Here is a 20,883-nt window from a genome sequence, read left to right as displayed (position 1 = left end):
CGTCAAACAGCCAGGCTGCGGCCCCGTTAGCCCGCCGGCACCATCACGACGCCCTTGTCTTTCGGCCAGCGCATCCGCCAGGCGAAATTGATGTCACGAACTTCGCCGGCCTTGGCCTCGAATGCCCATTCCAGCACGCCGCGCTTGTCGCGCAGATTGGTCGTGGTCGCAGGCGTCGACGACGGCAGCATCTCGACCACGATATCGTCGTTCTCGCTGACCGGAAGCTGATCCAGGATCGCGACCTTGATCGGGAAGTCGTGGCCGTTGCGCACAACGGTCTTGAACGCGCGCTCGTCGGTCTTCGACGTCGTCACGATCAGCCCGGCGGAGCCTTCGTTGCGCTTCACCACCGTGCGCTCGATCTTGACCTTGTCGTCGGCGCCGAAGCCGAGCCGCACCGTCTCGTCCTTGGCGGCCGTGGCCATCCGGCTGCGGCCGACAAAAATGCCGTCGCGATAGATCGAGACCTGGCCGGGCAACAGCGGCGCGTCGTCGGCCTGCACGAAGCTCGCTTCCAGGAACGCGGTCGGATCGATCACGGGGACGGCGCGAATCGCGAGATCGGGGGTGATCGTCGCCGTTGCGATGCGCAGACTCTTGGTGCCCTCATTGGCTGAAACGCTGACGCGACCGGGGATCTTGAAGGTGGCCTGGAACGCCCCGATTTCCGCCGTCGCCTCTTGTTCGCCAAAGGTCGACCCGCCGCCGAAGCGGAATTGCTGGACCATATCGGCCTGCGGCGCAGCCGCCACAGCCTCACGCGACCGTGTGCTGGCCGACGGCAGCGGCCGCGGCGGCTGCGGGTATTGCACCAGCAGTGAATTGAGCTCGGGCGCATTGCCGCCACGCGCAACCCGCACAGTGGAGACCGCAAGCACCACGTTCGACCAGTCCTCGCCGGTCGACTGGGTGATCTCGGCACGGCGTACCAGCTCGATCGCAGGCTTGCGGTCCTTGCTGCCGGTATCGAGACGGGCGTCGTAAATCGGCATCCAGCGCGCATTGCGCACCGCATAGGTTACCCGCAGGGTGGCCTTGGTAGCTGCGGCGGAGGCAAGCTCGATCCGAACCTCGAGGTGGCTCGGCGGCTTGGCACCGCGGTCGGCTTCCAGGCGCGCCAGTTCGCGGTCGATGTCGCGCTGCTTGCGCGTGGCGTCGCGGATCGCGCTGTCGGCGGTTGCGACTTCATCCGCCACCGCCGAGAACGCCGCCCGCCATTCGCTGACCGGGCGTGCCTCGCCCTTCTCGCCGATCCCGACCGGCGCGGCCTCGGCGAAGTGCTCGGCGAATTTGCGCCGCGCCTCGGCCGAACTGATGATCCCCTGCAAATCCTCGCGTTGATCCCTCAGCGCCTCGATCCGCTTGTCGATGTCGGGCAGGTTGGCCGGCGGCACCAGGCGCGGCGGCCGCGCGTCGATGGCGCCGATCGTCAGCTTGGCGCCGGCATCGCCCTCGACCCGCAGCGAGGATGGATCGAGCCCCATCGGGAAATCCTTCGCGATGAGCGTGTTGTCTCCGGCTGGCAGATCCAGCGTGATGACGCGGGTGACGCTCGCGCCGTCCGGATAGACGGTGACGGCGTCGACCTGCGACGCCGTATCGAGATCGGCCGCGTGGAGCGGCCCGGCAACCAGCGCGCCCGCCAGCACCAGGCTGGTGGTCACAAGACAATTCGCAATCCTTCGCATCACATCCCTCCGGGAAAACGCCGCATCGCACGAGTTGAACGGCGCGCCAAACGCACAGGCGCGCCGCTTCTCGTGGTGAGACGCACCAAGGAAGAGACTGGTTCGATTGAGGTTTCCCCGCGGCGCGAGGATGGCGCCGTCGCGGCGGCCGGATGGCGCGGCGATGTCTTTCGGGCGTTAGCGGTTCGATCTGCGCCAGATGAACAGGTAATTCGGCACGAAGCCGGCCATGGTGATCGCGATCATGATCCACCAGCCGCGATGAAACGCCGCGATCCGCTCGGTCATCGTGGCCGGGGTAGCCAGGATCGCGACAAAGATCGCAACGCCGATCGCCAGCGCCGCCTGCCGGATCATGTTGATGACGCCGGAGCCGGTTGCGAACGACGACGGCGGCAGCGAGCCGGCGCCGACGCCCATCAGGGTCGGAAATGTAAGCCCGACGCCGATACCCGTGAGCATCATACCGGCCACGAAGGCAGGCATGTTGGGGTCCGCGCCGAGCAGCATTGCCCAGATCACAAGCCCGCCCGCGAACGACAAGATGCCGGCGGACACCACGGCGGCCGCACCGAAGCGTGCGATCAGGCGACCGGCGAACAACAGCGATGTGAACGGGACAAGCAGCGGACCTGGCGCGATCGCGAGGCCGGTCTTTAGTGCCGACCATCCCCACACGGTTTGCTCCCACAGCGCCACCGACAACAGCATCGCACCGAAGGCCGCCGAGTAAGGCGCCATGACCAGCGTCGCTCCGGTAAACGGCCTGACGGCAAACAGTGCGGGATCGACGAACGGATTCTTCGAGCGCAGACAGTGCCACGCGAAGGCCGCGAGCGAGAGCCCTGCGAGGACGAGGCCGAGCACGACGCCGCGCGAACCCCATCCCCAGTCATTCGCCTTCACGATGGCAAATGTCAGCGCGCCGATGCCGCAGGTCACGAGCAGCGCCGCCCACCAGCTCGGACGCGGCACGTCGTGGCCGGGCACCTCGGGCAACTTGAACCAGCCGATGATCAGCGCGAGCACGCCGATCGGGACATTGACGATGAAGATCCAGCGCCAGTCGAAGGTAACCAGCACGCCGCCGGCGAGCGGCCCGAGCGCCGCGGCAAGGCCGCCGATCGCGGTCCAGGTGCGCACCGCGCCGGCGCGCTGCTCGGGCGGAAACGAGGCCAGCAGCAGGCCGATCGAGGTCGGCGTCATCAATGCAGCCCCGGCGGCCTGTGCCACGCGGGAGAGGACCAGGAGCTCGACACTGGACGCCAGCGCGCACGCCGCCGATGCCGCCGTGAACAGCGCAACGCCAAGCAGGAAGCTGAGATTGCGGCTGTGGCGTTCGGCGAGCCTGCCGAAGAACACCAGCAGCGCTGCATAGACGATCGCATAGCCATTGAGGATCCAGGACAAATCCTCGAGCGAGGCACCGCGGAATTCCTGAGCGATGTTCGGCAGCCCGACATTGACGATGAACAGGTCGAGATTTGCCAGGCAGATTCCGACCGAGACGATCGCCAGAACCTGCCGCGGGGTCGCCGCGCGGGACCGTGGCCGCGCTGCACTTCCGACCGCCAGCCCGATCGTCTCCGCTTCGGCACCCGACATCACACATCCTTCAGATACGTGCATATACACCTATTGCCATTAGGTGCATATGCATGTATCTGTCAAGTCCAGTTTGGAGGCAGCCAATGGCGAAGACGGAAGCCACCCGGTGCAACCTCACGGCATTGCGCAAGGCGACACGGCGGGTGTCGCAGCTCTACGACCAGGCCCTCGCGACGTCGGGGCTGCGTGGCACGCAGCGGGCCATCCTGGTCTATGTCAGACGGTCGGGTTCGCCGACGATGGGAGAACTGGCCACGGCGCTGGTGCTCGATCGCACCGCGCTCAATCACAACCTGAAACCGCTCGAGCGCGACGGCCTGGTGACCGTTACCGTCGACAAGAGTGACCGCCGCAGCCGGCTGGTACGGCTCACCAAGCGCGGCGAAGCGAGGCTTACGGAGTCGCAGGCCGCCTGGCTCGAGGCGCAGGACCTCTTCGAGATGGCGTTCGGCGCCAGGCAGGCTGCCGATCTCAGGCAGACGCTCGAACTGGTCGCCGCACTCGAATTCGGCGAACGCGCTCCCGATTTGCCGGCGTCATGACGGGCGTCAAATGAAAAGCGGCCCGGCATTGCCGCCGGGCCGCTCGTTCGTATGCGATCCGCGTCGATGCGCGGTTAGCTATAGATCTCGAACAGGCCGGCGCCGCCCTGGCCACCGCCGATGCACATGGTCACGACGCCCCACTTGGCCTTGCGGCGGCGGCCTTCCTGCAACAGATGGCCGGTGAGACGGGCGCCGGTCATGCCGAACGGATGGCCGATCGCGATCGAGCCGCCATTGACGTTGTACTTCTCGGGATCGATGCCGAGCTGGTCGCGCGAGTAAAGGCACTGGCTGGCGAACGCCTCGTTGAGCTCCCAGAGATCGATGTCGTCGATCTTCAGGCCGTGACGCTTCAACAGCTTCGGCACCGCGAACACCGGGCCGATGCCCATCTCGTCGGGCTCGCAGCCGGCCGAGGCCCAGGCCACGAAGCGACCGAGCGGATTGAGGCCGCGCTTCTCGGCGTCCTTGGCTTCCATCAGCACCACGGCGGCGGCGCCGTCCGAGAGCTGGCTGGCATTGCCGGCGGTGATGTACTTGCCCGGGCCCTTGACCGGCTCAAGTTTTGCCAAACCTTCCAGTGTGGTCTCGGGGCGATTGCACTCGTCGCGGTCGACGACGTAGTCGACGATCGACTCGGCCTTGGTCGCCTTGTCCACCACCTTCATCTTGGTCTTCATCGGGACGATTTCGTCCTTGAACTTGTTGGCCTGCTGCGCGGCGGCCATGCGGCGCTGCGATTCCAGCGAATACTCGTCCTGGTATTCGCGGCTGACCTTGTAGCGCTCGGCGACGATGTCGGCGGTATCGATCATCGCCATGAAGATGGCGGGCGCGGTCTTGAGCAGGTCCGGATCGATCGATTCCTTCGGCGAGCCGCCGCCCGGAATCGAGATGCTCTCGACGCCACCGGCGACGATGCAGTCAGAGCCATCCGAACGAATGGAATTGGCGGCCATTGCGATGGTCTGCAAGCCCGACGAACAGAAGCGATTCACCGAAACGCCTGCGGTCGACTTCGGCAGGCCGGCGAGCAGCGCCGCCTGACGGCCGATGTTCGGCGCGCCATGCGCGCAATTGCCGAGATAACAGTCCTCGACATAGTCCTTGTCGACGCCGGCGCGCTCGACCGCGTGCTTGATGGCATGTCCGGCCAGCGACATCGGCGGGGTGATGTTGAATCCGCCACGGCCGGACTTTGCCAGGCCGGTGCGCGCGTAGGAAACGATTACGGCTTCACGCATTGTTTTCTCCCTTCGAGATCGCCCATTATGACGCTTCGGATGCTATTCATACAGATATCCCGCCAAGGCAACAGAAATTGTTTTCGCCTCATTTTCCGGCCAGCGGAACTAATCGGCACGCCCGGCCCGGCCCCTCATCGCGTAGCGCTCGAAAGCCGCGCCTTGATGATCCCGTAGAGTGCGCTGGCGGCGGGTGACAGCGTCTCGTTGCGCCGACGCACCAGCGCGATCGCGCGGTACAGGACAGGATCGACCAGCGGCACCTCGACCAGGCCGCTCGCGACGGCGGTCGCCTTCATCGCGGCGGGGAGGATCGCCGCGCCGACATTCTCCCGCGCCAGCGCGATCGCGCTCGGCGTGCTCTCGACCACGAAGCGGCCTCGGGTTTCCAGACCGGCCTTGACCAATTGCGCCTCGACGATGCGGCGGTTGCCGCTGGCGCCGCCGAGCGTGATGAGGTCGATGCCCGCCAGGTTCGACCACCCCACCCGCTTCAGCTTCGACGCCGGATGCGATCGGCTGCAAACCAGGACGAAGGGATCCCGCATCAGCATCTCCTCGGCAAGCTCCGGATTGGTCTCCTGCTGGATGTGGATACCGAAATCGGCCTGCCCCTCGCGCACCGCGCTGGTGACGAGCGCGCCGGATCGCTCCAGGAGGTGGACGCGATTGTGCGGATACGTCTTGGCATAGCTGCGAAGCGCTCGCGGCAATTGCCGGAATGCGATCGATTGCAGCGTCGCCAGCGTGACGTCACCGACCCCAAGCCGCGACGTCGTGCGCAGCCGGTCGAGACCGTGAACGAGGTCGTCGACGATGCGGCGCGCCAATGGCAGGAAATCCCTTCCCGTCGGGCTCAGCGCCGTTGACCGCGTGGTGCGGTCGATCAGCCTGAGGCCGACAAAGGCCTCCAGCCGCTGGATGCGACGCGTCAGCGCGGTCTGGGTGATGAAGAGATGCTCCGCTGCCCGGTTGAAGCTGCCGAGATCAGCCACATGGACAAAGGCCTGCACGCCATCGATCGGGATTTTCATGCAAATTTCTCATGAAAAATTGCTATTATTGCATTTTACGCAGCGAGCGGCGTCCCGCAAGATCGTTGTAACGGCCGGACAGGCAACCCACCGCGCCGAGCGATGAACCGGGAGGAAACGATGACGACGAATGCGGTGGCAGGTCCCGTGCACGGGGTGACGGAGCACGCGCCGCCGACCGAGAAATCCGGCGCCAACGTCCTTCAGCGCGCGATGCAGGTACGGATCGGCATCATCCCGCTGCCGATCTATCTGGTGCTGCTCGGCCTGATCGCGGCCTTTTCGTTCAAGGGTAAGGTTTCCGGCGAGGTCACGGTGATGATCGCCGTTCTCGTCGTCGGCGGCTTCACTTGCGCCGAGATCGGCAGACGCATCCCGATCCTGAATGCGATCGGCGGGTCGTCACTGGTGACGATCTTCCTGCCTTCGTTCCTGGTCGCGCATCAACTCCTGCCGGCACCGCTGGTGCAGCAGGTCACGACATTCACCAAGTCCACCAACTTCATCTATCTTTTCATCACCGCCGTTGTGGTCGGCTCGATTCTGAGCATGGACCGCCGCGTCCTGATCCAGGGATTCGTCAAGATCTTCATTCCGCTGATCAGCGGCTCGGTCCTCGCACTCGGCGTCGGCGGCACGGTCGGCTGGTTGTGCGGGATCGGGTTCTGGCGTTCGATCCTCTACGTGGTCGTGCCGGTCATGGCTGGCGGCGTCGGCGAAGGCGCGATCCCGCTCTCGGTCGGCTATGCGGAGGCACTGGGTCTCAACCAGGGCGCCATGCTCGGCCAGATCCTGCCGCTGGTGTTCTTCGGCAATCTGGTCGCCATCATCTGCTGCGGCGCGCTGAACTCGCTCGGAAAACGGCGACCGGATCTCACCGGCAACGGCCAGCTCCAGCCTGGCGCCGGCGATGCGGCGGATACCGTCTCCGACCGCGCGCATTCGAGTGTCACCCGCATCGACGTCGCGACCGTTGCAGCCGGCGGTATCACCGGCATCGCCATCTACGTGTTTGGTACGCTGATCCACAGCATGATCGGCCTGCCGGCTCCGGTCGCCATGCTGTTCCTGGTCGTGCTGGTCAAGCTACTCCGCGCGGTACCGGCTTCGCTGGAGGAAGGCGCGCGCGTCGTGTTCCGTTTCTTCGTCATCGCGGTGACCTATCCGCTGCTGTTTTCCACCGCGGTGGCGCTGACGCCGTGGCACGAACTGGTGGAAGCGTTCCATCCGGCCAACCTGGTCACCATCATCGCGACCGTCGCGACGCTGACGGCGACGGGGTTCTACGTCGGCCGCCTGCTGAAGATGTATCCGATCGAGACCGCGATCGTGAACGCCTGCCACAGCGGCCTTGGCGGTACCGGCGACGTCATGATCCTGACTGCGGCCGAACGGATGGAGCTGATGCCGTTCGCGCAGGTGGCGACCCGGATCGGCGGCGCCATCACCGTGACGCTCGCGATCGTCGCGATGGCCCATTTCAAAGTCATCTAGGCGGAGAGAGCGACGTGCTGATGCGAAGCAAACTGTTCGTTCCGGCCTCGCGGCCCGAATTGTTCGACAAGGCGATGAGCTCCGCCGCCGATGCGCTGTCATTCGATCTCGAGGACGCCGTCGCCCAAAGCCAGAAGTCGCAAGCGCGTGCGCTGCTCGCCAGGTTCCTGCGCGAGCTGCCGGCGTCCGACAAGACCATCGTGGTCCGGGTGAACGCGTTCGGTACCGACGAGTTCGGCGCCGACATCGACGCGTTGGCCGGAACCCGGGTCGACATCGTCAACCTGCCGATGGCCGAGGACGCAAGCGCCGTGATCCAGGCGATCGCCAGGATTGAAACGCTACAGACCTCGTCGCGACGGGTCGGCGTACTGCTCAACATCGAGACCCCCAGAGGTCTGCGCAAGGCGGCAGAACTCGCCAGGTCGCATCCGCGGGTGGTGGGGCTGCAGATCGGCTATGCCGACCTGCTCGAACCCTGCGGCATCGCACGATCCGATCGCGACGCGCTCGCTCACGTCCGCCTCGCAGTGAGGTTTGCGGCCGCCGAGGCCGGCGTCGCCGCCTACGACGGCGCCTTTGCCGCCGTCAAGGACGCCGACGCTTACCGCGCCGAATGCCTGATGGCGAAGGCGCACGGCTTCGCCGGCAAGAGCTGCATCCATCCGAGCCAGATCGCGATCGCCAACGAAACGTTCATGCCCGATGCGGCCGAGATCGCCTGGGCACGCAAAGTGGTGTCCGCGGCCGCCATTGCCGATACCCGCGGCGTCGGCGCCTATCTCGTCGATGGCCACATGATCGACAAACCGTTCGTCGAACGCGCCCGTGCGGTCGTGGCGCTCGCCGACAAATTCGCAACCGAGGTCACGACATGAACCAACTGCACGCCCGCGACTACGAACCCGGCCGGCGCGGAACGCTGGACGGCGTCCGTATCCTCGACCTGTCGCGCCTGTTTGCCGGCAACGTGCTGACGCAGATCCTCGGCGATTTCGGCGCGGAGGTGATCAAGGTCGAACCGCCCGAAGGCGACACGCTGCGCGCCTGGAAGACCGAGGGCATCGAGACGCACTGGAAGGTCTATTCGCGCAACAAGAAGAGCCTGTGCCTGTCGATGCGCGATCCTCGCGCGATCGACATCATCCGGAAGCTGGTGCCATCGGCACAGATCTTCATCGAGAGCTTTCGGCCGGGCATATTGGAGAAGATGGGATTGTCCCCGGAGGCGCTGCTGGCGCTCAATCCGTCGCTGATCATCATCCGGATTTCCGGATGGGGACAGGACGGACCATACGCGCAGCGCCCGGGCTTCGGCACCGTGATCGAGGGCATATCCGGCTTCGCTGCCATCAACGGCTTTGCCGACCGCGAGCCGGTGTTGCCGCCGATGTATCTCGCCGACGGCGTCGCCGGAATCTACGGCGCCTCCGCCGCGATGATCGCGCTACGCGAGGTCGAGATCAACGGCGGCCGCGGCCAGGTGATCGACCTGCCGCTGCTCGATCCGCTGTTTGCAATCCTCAGCCCGCAGGCCGCGAACTACCGGCTCACCGGCAAGGTCAGACAGCGCACCGGCAGCCGCTCCAGCAATTCGGCACCGCGCAATGCCTATCGCTGCGGCGACGGACACTATGTCAGCCTGTCCGGCTCGATCCAGAAGATGGCGGAGCGGCTGTTCCGCGCCATCGGCCGCCCCGACCTGATTGACGACCCGCGCTTCCGCACCAACGCCGACCGCCTGCGGCACGCCGATGAGCTCGATGCCATCATCGGCGAATTCATCGGCGCGCGCACGCAGGCCGAGAACATCGCCTTCTTCGAGCAGGCCGAGGTCACGATCGGCCCGATCTACGACACGCCGCAGATCATGACCGACCCCCACGTCATCGCTCGCGACCTGATCGCCGACTATCCCGATCCCGAGATGGGCCAAATCCCGATGCATCACGTGGTGCCACGGCTGTCGCAGACGCCGGGCTCGATCCGGACTCCGGCGCCGGCGCTCGGCCAGCACAATCGCGCATTGCTCGATGAAATCGGTATCGATGGCGCCGGCTACGCGGCGCTGGTCGAGGCCGGGGTGGTCTGCGAGACGCCGAACAGGATCGCCTCTGCTCAAGAGCCGCAAGTGACGGAGAATCCTCAATGCCGTACCGGATGACACGAAGGACATTCGTCGGAGCGGCTGCCGTAACGGCAGCGGGGCTCGCCCGATCCCATTCAGCGGTCGCCGGGACGGTCCCCAATTCGTCCGGCATCGAGACACCGAAAACGCGGGCCCCGGCGAACGCCTGCGACACGCATTTCCACATCATCGATCCCCGCTTTCCGACACCGGAAACCACCAAACCCGTGGGTTCGACCTTCGACGACTATCTGCTCCACAAGCGCCGCATCGGAACGACGCGCGCCGTTCCGGTGCAACCGAAGTTTCACCGCACCGACCACGCCTGCATCCTGGATGCGCTCGGCCGGCTCGGCAAGAACGGGCGTGGCGTCGGTGTCTGTCATCCGGACGTACCCGATACGGAATTGAAGCGGCTCGATGCCGGCGGCATCCGGGGGCTACGCTTCAGTGTCTGGAATCCGAGCGACACGGTGACCACGATCGACATGATCGAGCCGCTGGCCAAGCGCATCGCCGGCTTCGGCTGGCACGTCCAGCTTCACATGTCCGGCGATCAGATCGTCGAGACGTCGGCGCTGCTGAACCGCCTGCCCTGCCCGATCGTGTTCGACCACATGGGACGGTTACCGCCCAAGCAGGGGCCGGAGCATCCGGCGTTCCGCGTCATCGTCGATCTCGCGGGAAAGAACCGCGCCTGGGTCAAGCTCGCCGGCGCCTATCTCAACACCGAGCAGGGCCCGCCCTATGCCGACGCGACGCGGATCGCGCAGGCTTTCGTCAAGGAGGCGCCCGAGCGCCTGGTCTGGGGCAGCGACTGGCCCCACGTCACCGAACCACGCAAACCCGACGACGCGGAGCTGTTCGATCTGCTCGCGGTGTGGGCCGGCAGCGAAAAGACCCGCGACGCGATCCTGGTCGACAATCCGGCGCGGCTCTATGGGTTCGATCGCTGACGGCCGGAGATCCCCGCAGGATCAGAACGTCAGCGCCTTGGCCTGCTTCACCTGCGGCAAAGACTGCACCTTGCCGAGCAGGTCCGCCGGCACCGCGCCGTCGACCTCGACCAGCGCGATGGCATCGCCGCCCTGCTTGACGCGACCGAGATGGAAGGTCGCAATATTGATTTTCGCATCACCCAGCAGGCTCGCGAACGCGCCGATGAAGCCCGGCTTGTCTTCGTTGGTGACGTAGATCATCGATTTGCCGAACTCGGCGTCGACGCGGATGCCCTTGATGTCGACGAGGCGCGGCTTGCCGTCGGCGTAGACCGTACCGGACACCGAACGCTCCTGGCGCTCGGTGGCGACCGTGACCGTGATCAGGCTCTCATAGTCGCTCTGCGCAGCGCGGACGACCTCGTCGACCACCATGCCGCGCTCCTTGGCGACGATCGGCGCCGAGACCACGTTGACCTCGCCCAGCATCGGACGCAGCAGGCCGGACAGCACCGCCGAGGTGATCGCCTTGATCTTCATCTCGGCGACGTGGCCCTCATAGGTGATGGCGGTCTTGAGGATGCCGCTCTCGGTGAGCTGGCCGGCGAACGAGCCGAGCTTCTCGGCGAGTTCGATGAACGGCTTCAGCTTCGGCGCCTCTTCCGCCGTGATCGAGGGGAAGTTGACCGCGTTCGAGATCGCGCCCGACAGCAGATAATCCGACATCTGCTCGGCGACCTGCAGCGCGACGTTCTCCTGCGCCTCGGTGGTGGAGGCGCCGAGATGCGGGGTGCAGATCACGTTGGGATGGCCGAACAGCACGTTCGACGTCGCCGGCTCCTCGGAGAACACGTCGAAGGCGGCGCCGGCGACATGCTTGGAATTCAGCGCGTCGACCAGCGCCTGCTCGTCGACCAGGCCGCCGCGGGCGCAATTGATGATGCGGACGCCCTTCTTGGTCTTGGCGAGCGCGGCGGCGTCGATCACGTTGCGGGTCTTCTCGGTCAGCGGGGTGTGCAGCGTGATGAAATCGGCGCGCTTCAAGAGGTCGTCGAGCTCGACCTTCTCGACGCCGATGTCCTTGGCGCGCTCCGGCGACAGGAACGGATCGAACGCGATCACCTTCATGCGCAGGCCGAGCGCGCGGTCGGCGACGATCGAGCCGATATTGCCGCAGCCGATCACGCCGAGCGTCTTGGCGGTGATCTCGACGCCCATGAAGCGGTTCTTCTCCCACTTGCCGGCCTGGGTCGAGGCGTCGGCCTGCGGGATCTCGCGCGCCAGCGCCAGCATCAAGGTGATCGCATGCTCGGCGGTCGTGATCGAATTGCCGAACGGCGTGTTCATCACGATGATGCCCTTCGCCGTCGCGGCGGGAATCTCGACATTGTCGACGCCGATGCCGGCGCGGCCGATCACCTTGAGCCGGGTTGCCTTCTCGAGGATCTTGGCGGTTGCCTTGGTCGCCGAGCGGATCGCAAGGCCATCATAATTGCCGATGATCTCGGCGAGCTTGTCCTTGTCCTTGCCGAGGTTGGGCTGGAAATCGACCTCGACGCCGCGGTCCTTGAAGATCTGCACGGCAGCGGGAGACAGCGCGTCGGAAATGAGAACCTTGGGTTTTGTCATGTGATTGTTCCTCTGCCTGGCAGCGGGCGGGTCGCGCGGACCAATGTGGTGAAGTCTCTGATCACTTCTTCCTCGCCCCGTTGTTACGGGGAGTGGGTTGGGGTGAAGGGCAGCCGCAGGCGAGGAACAAGCCGAGAAGGCCCCTCACCCGGATTGCTGCGCAATCCGACCTCTCCCCAACGGGGAGAGGTGACAAGAGAAGGCTCAAGCCGCCTCTTCAAGCCGCCTTGGGCAACGCTGCCTTGGTCTCGGCAAAGGCCCAGTCGATCCACTGCGTCAGCAGTTCGACGTCCTTGGCTTCGACGGTGGCGCCGCACCAGATCCGCAGGCCGGCCGGCGCATCGCGATAATAGGCGAAGTCGAAGCCGGCGTTCTCCTTCTCGACCAGCGCGACCAGCTTCTTGCAGAAGTCGGCCTGGGCGTCGGCGGGAAGCGAAGTGATCGCGGGATCGGTGAACTTCAGGCACACCGAGGTGTTGGAGCGGATCGCAGGATCCTTGGCCAGGAAGTCGATCCAGGGCGTCCGTGCCTTCCAGTCGGCGAGCGCCTTGGTGTTGGCGTCGGCGCGCGCGATCAGGGCCTTGAGCCCGCCGATCGACTTCGCCCAGGCCAGCGCGTCGAGATAATCCTCGACGCACAGCATCGACGGCGTGTTGATGGTTTCGCCTTCGAAGATGCCCTGGTTGAGCTTGCCGCCCTTGGTGAGGCGGAAGATCTTCGGCAGCGGCCAGGCCGGCTTGTAGGTCTCGAGCCGCTCCACCGCGCGCGGCGACAGGATCAGCATGCCGTGCGCAGCCTCACCGCCGAGCGCCTTCTGCCAGGAGAAGGTGACGACATCGAGCTTGGCGAAATCAAGCGGCTGCGCGAACGCGGCCGAGGTGGCGTCGCAGATCGTCAGGCCTTCGCGGGTCGCGCTGATCCAGTCCGCGTTCGGCACGCGCACGCCAGACGTGGTGCCGTTCCAGGTGAAGACGACGTCCGACGCCGGATCGACCTTGGAGAGATCGGGGATTTCACCGTAAGCCGCGTTCAGCTTGGTGACGTCCTTCAGCTTCAATTCCTTGACGATATCGCTGACCCAGCCCTCGCCGAAGGATTCCCAGGCGAGCGTGGTGACGGGCCGCGCGCCGAGCAGCGACCACAGCGCCATCTCGACCGCGCCGGTGTCCGACGCCGGCACGATACCGATCTTGTAATCGGCAGGCACCTCAAGCACTTCGCGCGTCAGTTCGATCGCGAGTTTGAGCTTGGCCTTGCCGACCTTCGCGCGGTGCGAACGGCCGAGGGCGGCATCCTTGAGATTGGTGGGGTTCCAGCCGGGGCGCTTGGCACACGGGCCGGAGGAGAAATGCGGCACATTGGGCCGCGAAGCGGGCTTCGCTGCAGTCATGATCTACCCTTCCAGATAGCTGCCTCTCGGTGGGGAGAGGTATCCCGCCGTCGCAGATAGTGGAAAGGTCGGCGAACGTCAAGGAAGTTCGGACTTGTCCGGAACCACGTCGCGATCACGGCTGATTGAAGGGGATTGCTCAAGCGTCTGCACGGTCGTTCCCTGATCCAGCAGATCCGTCGCAAGCGTCACCAGCTTGACCGCCTTGCGCCTGCTCGAAACTTTCAAAATGCTCTTATCGCCGGCCTGCACGATGTACTCGTTGCCGACCCGCACGATCGAATAATCCGACATCCAAATCCCCAGTTGCCCGCGCCCCGTGGGAGACGCTGGACATATCGGACTCGTTCCGGCCGGTAAAATCGTGGAGACCGGCGTAGTTTACTGGTTCTTAACCGGACAGCAGAGCAGCGACTACCGCAGGCATTGCCGGATAGGCGGCACAACCTCTTGCGCACGCCTCAGAAGCGAATCGTCATGCCGACATGGCTGCGTGTAAAACCAAGCCGTTCATAGAAGCGTTGCGCATCGACGCGGGTGTGATGCGTCAGCAGCTCGACCATCATGCAACCTCTCTCGCGCGCTTCCGCGACCGCCCATTGCACCAGCCGCTCGCCAATGCCGCGGCCGCGACAATGCGTTGCGACGCGGACATCCTCGAGCAGGCCGCGGCAGCCGCCCTGGGAGCTGATGCCAGCCAGCACCGCGAGTTGCAGGCAGCCGACGACAGTTCCTTCCCCGTCGACGGCGACGACGAGTTGCAGATTGGGATCGCGTTCGACCCGCTCGAATGCCTCATAATAGCCTTGCGGCAACGGATCCTCGATCCGCTCGCGGGCACGGCCGAGCGCATCATCCGCCAGCATGCTGACGATGGTGGCAACATCCTCGCGGCGCGCGCGACGAATCGTGATCGATGAAGCTTGGGTCATGTCGGTGTGCACCAGAGGTCAGCGGGCCGGCGGCAGTCCGAGCACCTGCTCGGCATCGGCGATCCAGCGCCGGACCATAGGATAATTCTTGAGTTCGAGACCACCATCCTCCGCGACCCGCGTATAGGCGAGCAGCGAGACGTCGGCGAGCGAGAACGCATCGCCGACCAGGAATCGCGCGCCCGCCAGATGCCACTCGAGATGAGCGAGCGCGATATGGCCGCGCTGCAACAGATTCGGATCGATCTCCGAGACGGCCTTGCCGAGATACACGGCCTGAAAGCGGCAGACGGCGACATAGGGCTCGTGGCTGTTCTGCTCCCAGAACATCCAGGCATCCATCTGCGCCGCGCGATAAGCCTCGCTCGGGATCAGATCGCTGCCGCGCGCGAGGTAGCGGATGATGGCGTTGGATTGCGCGAGCGTGCGGCCGTCATCCAGCTCCGCCGTCGGCACCTGCCCCCAGCCGTTGCGGGTGAGGAATTCCGGCGTCCGGCTGCCGCCCTTCATGGTGTCGATCTCGACCCATGTGTATGGCAGCGCCAGCCTGTCGCACACCCACTTCACCTTCAGGCAATTGCCTGAATTGGCGTCGCCGTAGATTTTCATGTGAGGTCGCTCCGCTTGCGGAACGATATCCGATCAGCCGCACATTACGGAGTCAAGCGACGCGGCGTTGCTCAGAACTTGTAGCCGATGCCGGCGCGCGCACTGTTCACGGTGACCGCCGTATTCTCGACCGACATGAACCTGATGTATTCCCATTCGCCGCGCACGAACACATTGCCCCAGAGCATGTATTCCATGCCGATGCCGGCGGTCCAACCGACCGCGTAGTTATTGGACCTGCCCTGGGTCTGGGTCTGCGACACTTGCGGCAGGGGATTGATCGGGCCGTATGTGGTGGTGGTAGCGCCGGTGACGGGGTTGGTTGAGGTCGTAGCCTGCTGCAACGATGCCTGGCTCGTGACGGTGCGCGCGACGTCGATGCGGCCGACGGCAAGGCCGCCGAAGATATAAGGCAGGAAGTCTCCGGTCGCCCAGCCAGCACGTCCCCTGAACGTGATCGCGTCCCTGATCTGCGCGGTGGCGGCGCCATCGAGCTGGACCCGGTAGATGTCGGTCACGCCGGGAGGCGGATTGTCACCGGCCGGGTTGATGATGGACAGCGGCCCGATCGAGCCAGAGGTCGTCATCGCCAGATTGCCGATATAATTGTAATTGGCTTCGACGCCGAGCACGACATCGTCCCACTGGTAGTTACGGCCGACGAAGCCACCGAAGCCGGTGCCTTGTGTACTGGCCTTGCTCAACAGCGCCCATTGCGACGTCGGCTCCTGAAGCACGCTGTTGCGGAAGATGTAGTTCGTCTGGCCGACGACCGTCTGGCTGAAATCCGTGGTCGCCGAGGAGTAACCGACCTGGCCACCGGCATACCAGCCGTCCCAGTTCCTGGTGGGCGCGCTTGAAGCGGGAAGACTGCCGCGAAGAAAATCGGGCATGTCGGCCGCGTGCGCGCCGGTTGCCGCCCCGAACATCATCGCCGCCAGCAAGAACCTACGCATCGCAACGCTCCATCCACTCACCGAATGCGCGTTGATCATCGCCTGTTAACCTTAACCAATCGTTGTCGTCGCCCGCTTTCAAGCATGCAAGTTGCAGGAAGTTCGAACCCAGGACGCAAAGCAAAACGGCGCGGGATGGTCCCGCGCCGTTGCAATCGTTAACCGTGAAGGCTCGAAATTAACCCTTGCGGATCAGCACCGGCGGCGGCGGAGGCGGCAGCACGTCGCAGCAGGGCAGGTTGAAGCGCACGCCAAGCTTGACGTCCTGCGAGGTCATGTCGCGATACTGGAAGCTCGAGGGACCGGCCGGCGTGCCATCGAAGAAGTGACCCTGCCCCTGGCCGGCAGTGCCCATGTCGAGATAGCGATAGGCCAGTTCAACCGTGAAGTTGTTGGTGACCTTGTAGGCGACACCGGCATGCAGTGCCCAGGCGAAGTTGGTCTTGGTCGCGCCGTCGGCGATGTACGAGCTGGTCAGCCCGGATCCGCTCGGGAACGTCGCATTGTCGGAGAAGGCCGAGGTTTTGATCACAGCGGCACCGACACCAGCGCCGATGAACGGGGTCAAGCAACCCCAGGTGCCGAGATCGGCATAGACGTTCACGAGGCCGACCCAGCTCTGGACGCCGCCATGATAAGTGTCAGCGAGCGAGCTCGGCCCGGGGAACGTGAAGAAGTCGGTGCCGTTGAAGCTCACCTTCGAGCGATACTCACCGGTGATGTCGGCGCGGAACCAGCTATTGAACTGATAGCCGACGCCGAGGCCAAACAGCATGCCGCTGTCGAAGCCCGTACCGTACTGATTGAACGCGGTGCCGGCGGGCAGCGTGTCATAGGCGTTGACGTGCAGCTTGCCGCTGGTGTTGGTCATGCCGATATCGCCGCGCAGATACCAGCCACCGAAATCCTGGACCGGCGGGGGAGCATACGCCATCGGGGGCGGCGGCATGATGGGCATGTCGGCAGCGAACGCTGCCGCCGAGGACAACAGAGATGCCGCTCCCGCGGCAATCAGGGTCTTTACGCTACGCATTGGCTTCGTCCTTTTGGGCCAAGTGAGGCGACACGAAAAGCCCCACGTCTGAAACTCACAGGCGGACGATGGCAGCAAATGTTTAAGCGGCACTTAACCCTAATTTTTAAGGTTGATTTTCTCTCACCTTCTGCTGCGGCTGTTGCTTATGGGTCCATAGATTCGCGCATGCGGCAGCGAACCATGGCGATCCCGCCACAGGTGCTAACGAAGCGTTGACATCCGCGCGCCGTTTGCAGCGCACGCAAGCCGCGTGGGTTAGCGAATGCTTAATGCTGGTACGCCGTCGGTGCTCCGCGGCCGCGCGTTCAGCGAACGGCCTTCGGCATCTTCGGCAGGAACACCGCGAGCAGACCGATCGCCGGCAGGAACGCGCACAGCTGATAGACGTAGGCGATGCTGGTGTGGTCGGCGAGCTTGCCGAGCACCGCCGCGCCGAGACCACCGATCCCGAACGCGACGCCGAAAAACAGGCCGGAGATCATGCCGAAGCGATGCGGCATCAGTTCCTGCGCGAACACGATGATCGCCGACGTCGCCGACGAGATGATCAGGCCGATCACGACCGTCAGCACGGCACTCGTGAACAGGCCGGCATAGGGCAGCGCCAGCGTGAACGGCAGCGCACCGAGGATCGAGAACCAGATCACGTATTTGCGGCCGAAGCGATCACCCAGCGGCCCGCCGAAGAAGGTGCCCACGGCGTTCGCGGCGAGGAAGATGAAGAGGTAGAGCTGCGCCGCCTGCGTCGAGACGTCGAACCTGTCCATCAGGTAGAAGATGTAATAGCTCGACAGGCTCGAGACGTAGAGCTGCTTGGAGAACAGCAGCGCCACCAGCACGACGAGTGCGATCATCACGCGCCGCTGATCCGGATGGTCGGGATGGCGCTCGATGACGGCGGCCTTCCTCGCCGCGATCTGCGGCTTGTACCAGACGCCGATGCGCCAAAGGGTCACGATGGCGAGGAACGCGATCGAGGAGAACCAGGCGATCGAGGGTTGGCCGAACGGCACCACGATCAAGGCCGCCAGCACCGGCCCCATCGAGGTGCCGAAACTGCCGCCGAGCTGGAACACCGATTGCGCGAAGCCGTAACGGCCGCCGGAAGCGAGCCGCGCGATGCGCGAGGATTCCGGGTGGAACACTGCGGAGCCGAGCCCGACCAGCGACGCGGCGATCAGGATGATCCCGTAGGAGTGCGCGACGCTGAGCAGCAACAGGCCGAAGAAGGTGAAGCCCATGCCGATCGCGAGCGAGAACGGCTGCGCCTTCTTGTCGGTGACATGCCCGACCAGCGGCTGCAACAGCGAGGCCGTGAACTGGAACGCCAGCGTGATCATGCCGATCTGGGCGAAGTCGAGCGCGTAATTATCCTTCAGGATCGGATAGACCGAGGCGATCAGCGACTGCATCGTATCGTTGAGGAAATGCGAGAAGCTGATGCCGGCGAGCACCACATAGGCCGGCCCCGCGACGACCGCCTTCGCGGTCTGCGCCGCCGTCAGTTCCGGCACCAGCACCGGCTCGCCCAGTGCCTCTTCGCTCACGACAGGCTTGTTCAATGCAGCATTCCCGGAATGGATTCGCAAATACCTCCGTGTCGTACGACGCGAAGGTAGCCGGGACCAGTTGCGCTAGCCGATGGCAGCGATGCGTTGCGTGGTTCTCACCGCTACCGTCTCGTCGCCCCGTCATCCTGAGGAGCGGCCACTTGGCCGCGTCTCGAAGGATGAACGGCCCGGCTGATCGCGGTGCATCCTTCGAGACGCGGCCAAGTGGCCGCTCCTCAGGATGACGGAAACGTCGACCGGAGAGCTCGGCGCTCAAGCCGCGGCGGCGTGGCCGAGTGCGTTGACGATGTTGTCGACGACCTCTTCCACCAGGATGCGATCGTCACCCTCGCCCATGACGCGGATCACCGGCTCGGTGCCGGAGGGACGGATCAAGAGGCGGCCATGGCCGTTGAGGCGCTTCTCGCCGTCGGTGATCGCGGACTTGACCTCGGCGGAGTCGAGCGGCTTGCCGCTGCGATAGCGCACGTTCTTCAGAATTTGGGGCAATGGATCAAAACGCCGGCAAACTTCCGAGACCGGCCGGCGCAGCTTCTGCACCACGGCGAGCACCTGCAACGCCGCAACGAAGCCGTCGCCGGTCGTCGCATAGTCGGACAGGATGATGTGGCCGGATTGCTCGCCACCGAGATTATAGCCGCCACTCAGCATCTGCTCGAGCACGTAGCGGTCGCCGACGGGCGTACGGATCAGCTGCACGCCATGGCCTTGCAGGAACCGCTCGAGGCCGAGGTTGGACATCACGGTGGCGACGATACCGGGCTTGGCGAGACGGCCGTCTTCCTTCCAGCTCTGTGCGATCACCGCGAGCAGCTGGTCGCCGTCGACGATATGGCCGCGTTCATCGACCAGGATGACGCGGTCGGCATCGCCGTCGAGCGCAATGCCGATGTCGGCGCGCATCTCGCGCACCTTCCGGGCGAGCGCCTCGGGCGAGGTCGAGCCGCATTCCTTGTTGATGTTGAAGCCGTCCGGTTCGACCCCGATCGGCACCACATCGGCGCCGAGCTCCCACAGCGCCTCGGGCACCACCTTGTAGGCAGCGCCATTGGCGCAATCGATCACGACCCGCAGACCGTCGAGCGAGAGGTCGCGCGGCAAGGTACGCTTGGCGAATTCGATGTAGCGGTCATGGACGCCGTCGATGCGGCGGGCACGGCCGAGGCTCGCGCTCTGCGCCAGGCGGCGGTCGAGCGATTCGTCGAGCAGTTGCTCGATCTGCTTCTCGACGTCGTCCGACAGCTTGAAGCCCTGCGGACCGAACAACTTGATGCCGTTGTCCTCGAACAGATTGTGCGATGCCGAAATCATGACGCCGAGGTCGGCGCGCATCGACTTGGTCAGCATCGCGACCGCCGGCGTCGGCATCGGGCCGAGCAGCAGCACGTCCATGCCGACCGAGGTGAAGCCCGCGACCATGGCGTATTCGATCATGTAGCCGGACAGCCGCGTGTCCTTGCCGATGACGACCCGATGGCGATGGTCGCCACGCTGAAACACAAGGCCTGCGGCCTGCCCCACCTTGAGCGCGAGCTCCGGCGTGATCAGCCCATTGGCGCGGCCCCGAATTCCATCGGTCCCGAAATATTTGCGGCTCATGATACCCCCAACACGGACCTCTCGAACCACACGGCGAGACAGTCCCGAACGCCCACCAGTCTAGCGTGCATCGGCCTTATAGACTGTCAGACGCTAAAACGACTTCAAAAAATATGATGAATCATTACCGCCGCCGAACCCCATGGTTCGACCTTAAGGCACTGAAAAATATAATATTACCGCCTCTACCGCAATCCCGGAAACGGCCCGCGGCCATTACCCCTTGCCGTTGCGCCTGACGTGCTGGTCGCCCTTGGTGGGGGCCGGCTGGGTGACGTTGACCGGGTCGGAACCGGGAAACGTCTCTTTCAGCCCCTCCTCCAGGGCCTCGTCGAGCCGGCGCTTTTCGGCGTTCTCATCCGCTTTCGGCTTCGAGCCTGATTGCGTCATCGTGCTCTCCCATCCGTCTTCGATTTGGCAGGCCATCCAACCATGCTAGATGACGGCAGGACCGAACATCTGCAAGAACTCGCCCCAGA

General features: G+C 64.7%; 19 protein-coding genes. 5 read left to right on the top strand and 14 right to left on the bottom strand.

Annotation, left to right across the window (positions count from 1 at the left end):
• Window positions 1-26: 26 nt before the first annotated feature.
• Both CWS35_RS12635 and CWS35_RS12630 read right to left on the bottom strand, forming a co-directional pair.
• On the bottom strand, window positions 27-1,691 hold the full coding sequence (locus CWS35_RS12635; RefSeq protein ID WP_100952062.1) for a mucoidy inhibitor MuiA family protein: 1,665 nt from the start codon (window positions 1,689-1,691) through the stop codon (window positions 27-29).
• A 177-nt stretch (window positions 1,692-1,868) separates the two neighbouring features.
• The gene (locus tag CWS35_RS12630) at window positions 1,869-3,296 is read right to left on the bottom strand and encodes an MFS transporter (RefSeq protein WP_100952061.1); all 1,428 of its coding nucleotides are present in this window, start codon (window positions 3,294-3,296) and stop codon (window positions 1,869-1,871) included.
• A gap of 86 nt (window positions 3,297-3,382) precedes the next feature.
• On the opposite strand from CWS35_RS12630, the gene CWS35_RS12625 reads away from it, so the two are divergent.
• Window positions 3,383-3,841, top strand: a complete 459-nt coding sequence (locus tag CWS35_RS12625) for a MarR family winged helix-turn-helix transcriptional regulator (RefSeq protein WP_100952060.1) — start codon at window positions 3,383-3,385, stop codon at window positions 3,839-3,841.
• 74 nt (window positions 3,842-3,915) lie between these two features.
• Here CWS35_RS12625 and CWS35_RS12620 read toward each other — a convergent pair whose 3' ends face one another.
• Window positions 3,916-5,088, bottom strand: a complete 1,173-nt coding sequence (locus CWS35_RS12620) for an acetyl-CoA C-acyltransferase (RefSeq protein ID WP_024585109.1) — start codon at window positions 5,086-5,088, stop codon at window positions 3,916-3,918.
• Between the two features lie 134 nt (window positions 5,089-5,222).
• Window positions 5,223-6,122, bottom strand: a complete 900-nt coding sequence (locus tag CWS35_RS12615; protein ID WP_100952059.1) for a LysR family transcriptional regulator — start codon at window positions 6,120-6,122, stop codon at window positions 5,223-5,225.
• 120 nt (window positions 6,123-6,242) lie between these two features.
• Between CWS35_RS12615 and CWS35_RS12610 the strand changes: the two genes are divergently transcribed.
• Genes CWS35_RS12610 through CWS35_RS12595 form a run of 4 tightly spaced genes read left to right on the top strand, consistent with a single transcriptional unit; the run spans window position 6,243 to window position 10,700 of the window.
• A complete protein-coding gene (locus CWS35_RS12610) occupies window positions 6,243-7,616 on the top strand; it encodes a 2-hydroxycarboxylate transporter family protein (RefSeq protein ID WP_244442349.1) in 1,374 nt (457 codons plus the stop codon).
• 20 nt (window positions 7,617-7,636) lie between these two features.
• Window positions 7,637-8,494 (top strand): CoA ester lyase, encoded by an 858-nt coding sequence (locus tag CWS35_RS12605; protein ID WP_100956294.1) that lies wholly within the window; start codon window positions 7,637-7,639, stop codon window positions 8,492-8,494.
• The gene (locus tag CWS35_RS12600; protein WP_100952058.1) at window positions 8,491-9,780 is read left to right on the top strand and encodes a CaiB/BaiF CoA-transferase family protein; all 1,290 of its coding nucleotides are present in this window, start codon (window positions 8,491-8,493) and stop codon (window positions 9,778-9,780) included. The genes CWS35_RS12605 and CWS35_RS12600 overlap by 4 nt, the downstream gene beginning before the upstream one ends.
• Window positions 9,765-10,700 (top strand): amidohydrolase, encoded by a 936-nt coding sequence (locus tag CWS35_RS12595; RefSeq protein WP_100952057.1) that lies wholly within the window; start codon window positions 9,765-9,767, stop codon window positions 10,698-10,700. The genes CWS35_RS12600 and CWS35_RS12595 overlap by 16 nt, the downstream gene beginning before the upstream one ends.
• Window positions 10,701-10,721: 21 nt before the next feature.
• Here CWS35_RS12595 and serA read toward each other — a convergent pair whose 3' ends face one another.
• The 10 genes from serA to CWS35_RS39510 form a co-directional block, all read right to left on the bottom strand.
• Window positions 10,722-12,311 (bottom strand): phosphoglycerate dehydrogenase, encoded by a 1,590-nt coding sequence (gene serA / locus CWS35_RS12590; protein ID WP_100952056.1) that lies wholly within the window; start codon window positions 12,309-12,311, stop codon window positions 10,722-10,724.
• A 217-nt stretch (window positions 12,312-12,528) separates the two neighbouring features.
• Window positions 12,529-13,701 (bottom strand): phosphoserine transaminase, encoded by a 1,173-nt coding sequence (locus CWS35_RS12585; protein ID WP_024585116.1) that lies wholly within the window; start codon window positions 13,699-13,701, stop codon window positions 12,529-12,531.
• 78 nt (window positions 13,702-13,779) lie between these two features.
• Window positions 13,780-13,995, bottom strand: a complete 216-nt coding sequence (locus tag CWS35_RS12580) for a hypothetical protein (protein ID WP_024585117.1) — start codon at window positions 13,993-13,995, stop codon at window positions 13,780-13,782.
• Window positions 13,996-14,162: 167 nt separating this feature from the next.
• Window positions 14,163-14,633, bottom strand: coding sequence for a GNAT family N-acetyltransferase (locus CWS35_RS12575; RefSeq protein ID WP_100956292.1), 471 nt, complete (start codon window positions 14,631-14,633; stop codon window positions 14,163-14,165).
• 18 nt (window positions 14,634-14,651) lie between these two features.
• A complete protein-coding gene (locus CWS35_RS12570) occupies window positions 14,652-15,242 on the bottom strand; it encodes a glutathione S-transferase family protein (protein WP_100952055.1) in 591 nt (196 codons plus the stop codon).
• Between the two features lie 71 nt (window positions 15,243-15,313).
• Window positions 15,314-16,198, bottom strand: a complete 885-nt coding sequence (locus CWS35_RS12565) for an outer membrane protein (RefSeq protein ID WP_024585120.1) — start codon at window positions 16,196-16,198, stop codon at window positions 15,314-15,316.
• Window positions 16,199-16,376: 178 nt separating this feature from the next.
• A complete protein-coding gene (locus tag CWS35_RS12560) occupies window positions 16,377-17,231 on the bottom strand; it encodes an outer membrane protein (RefSeq protein ID WP_100952054.1) in 855 nt (284 codons plus the stop codon).
• Between the two features lie 308 nt (window positions 17,232-17,539).
• Window positions 17,540-18,796, bottom strand: coding sequence for an MFS transporter (locus CWS35_RS12555; protein ID WP_024585122.1), 1,257 nt, complete (start codon window positions 18,794-18,796; stop codon window positions 17,540-17,542).
• A 261-nt stretch (window positions 18,797-19,057) separates the two neighbouring features.
• Window positions 19,058-20,404 (bottom strand): phosphoglucosamine mutase, encoded by a 1,347-nt coding sequence (gene glmM / locus CWS35_RS12550; protein ID WP_024585123.1) that lies wholly within the window; start codon window positions 20,402-20,404, stop codon window positions 19,058-19,060.
• A 216-nt stretch (window positions 20,405-20,620) separates the two neighbouring features.
• Window positions 20,621-20,794: a hypothetical protein gene (locus tag CWS35_RS39510; RefSeq protein ID WP_168200263.1), complete on the bottom strand. Its 174-nt coding sequence runs from the start codon at window positions 20,792-20,794 to the stop codon at window positions 20,621-20,623.
• Between the last annotated feature and the right edge of the window lie 89 nt (window positions 20,795-20,883).

Source organism: Bradyrhizobium sp. SK17, from assembly GCF_002831585.1.
Classification (GTDB): domain Bacteria; phylum Pseudomonadota; class Alphaproteobacteria; order Rhizobiales; family Xanthobacteraceae; genus Bradyrhizobium.
Note: the sequence above shows the minus strand (reverse complement) of the source record. Positions and strands in the feature narration are given on the sequence as shown.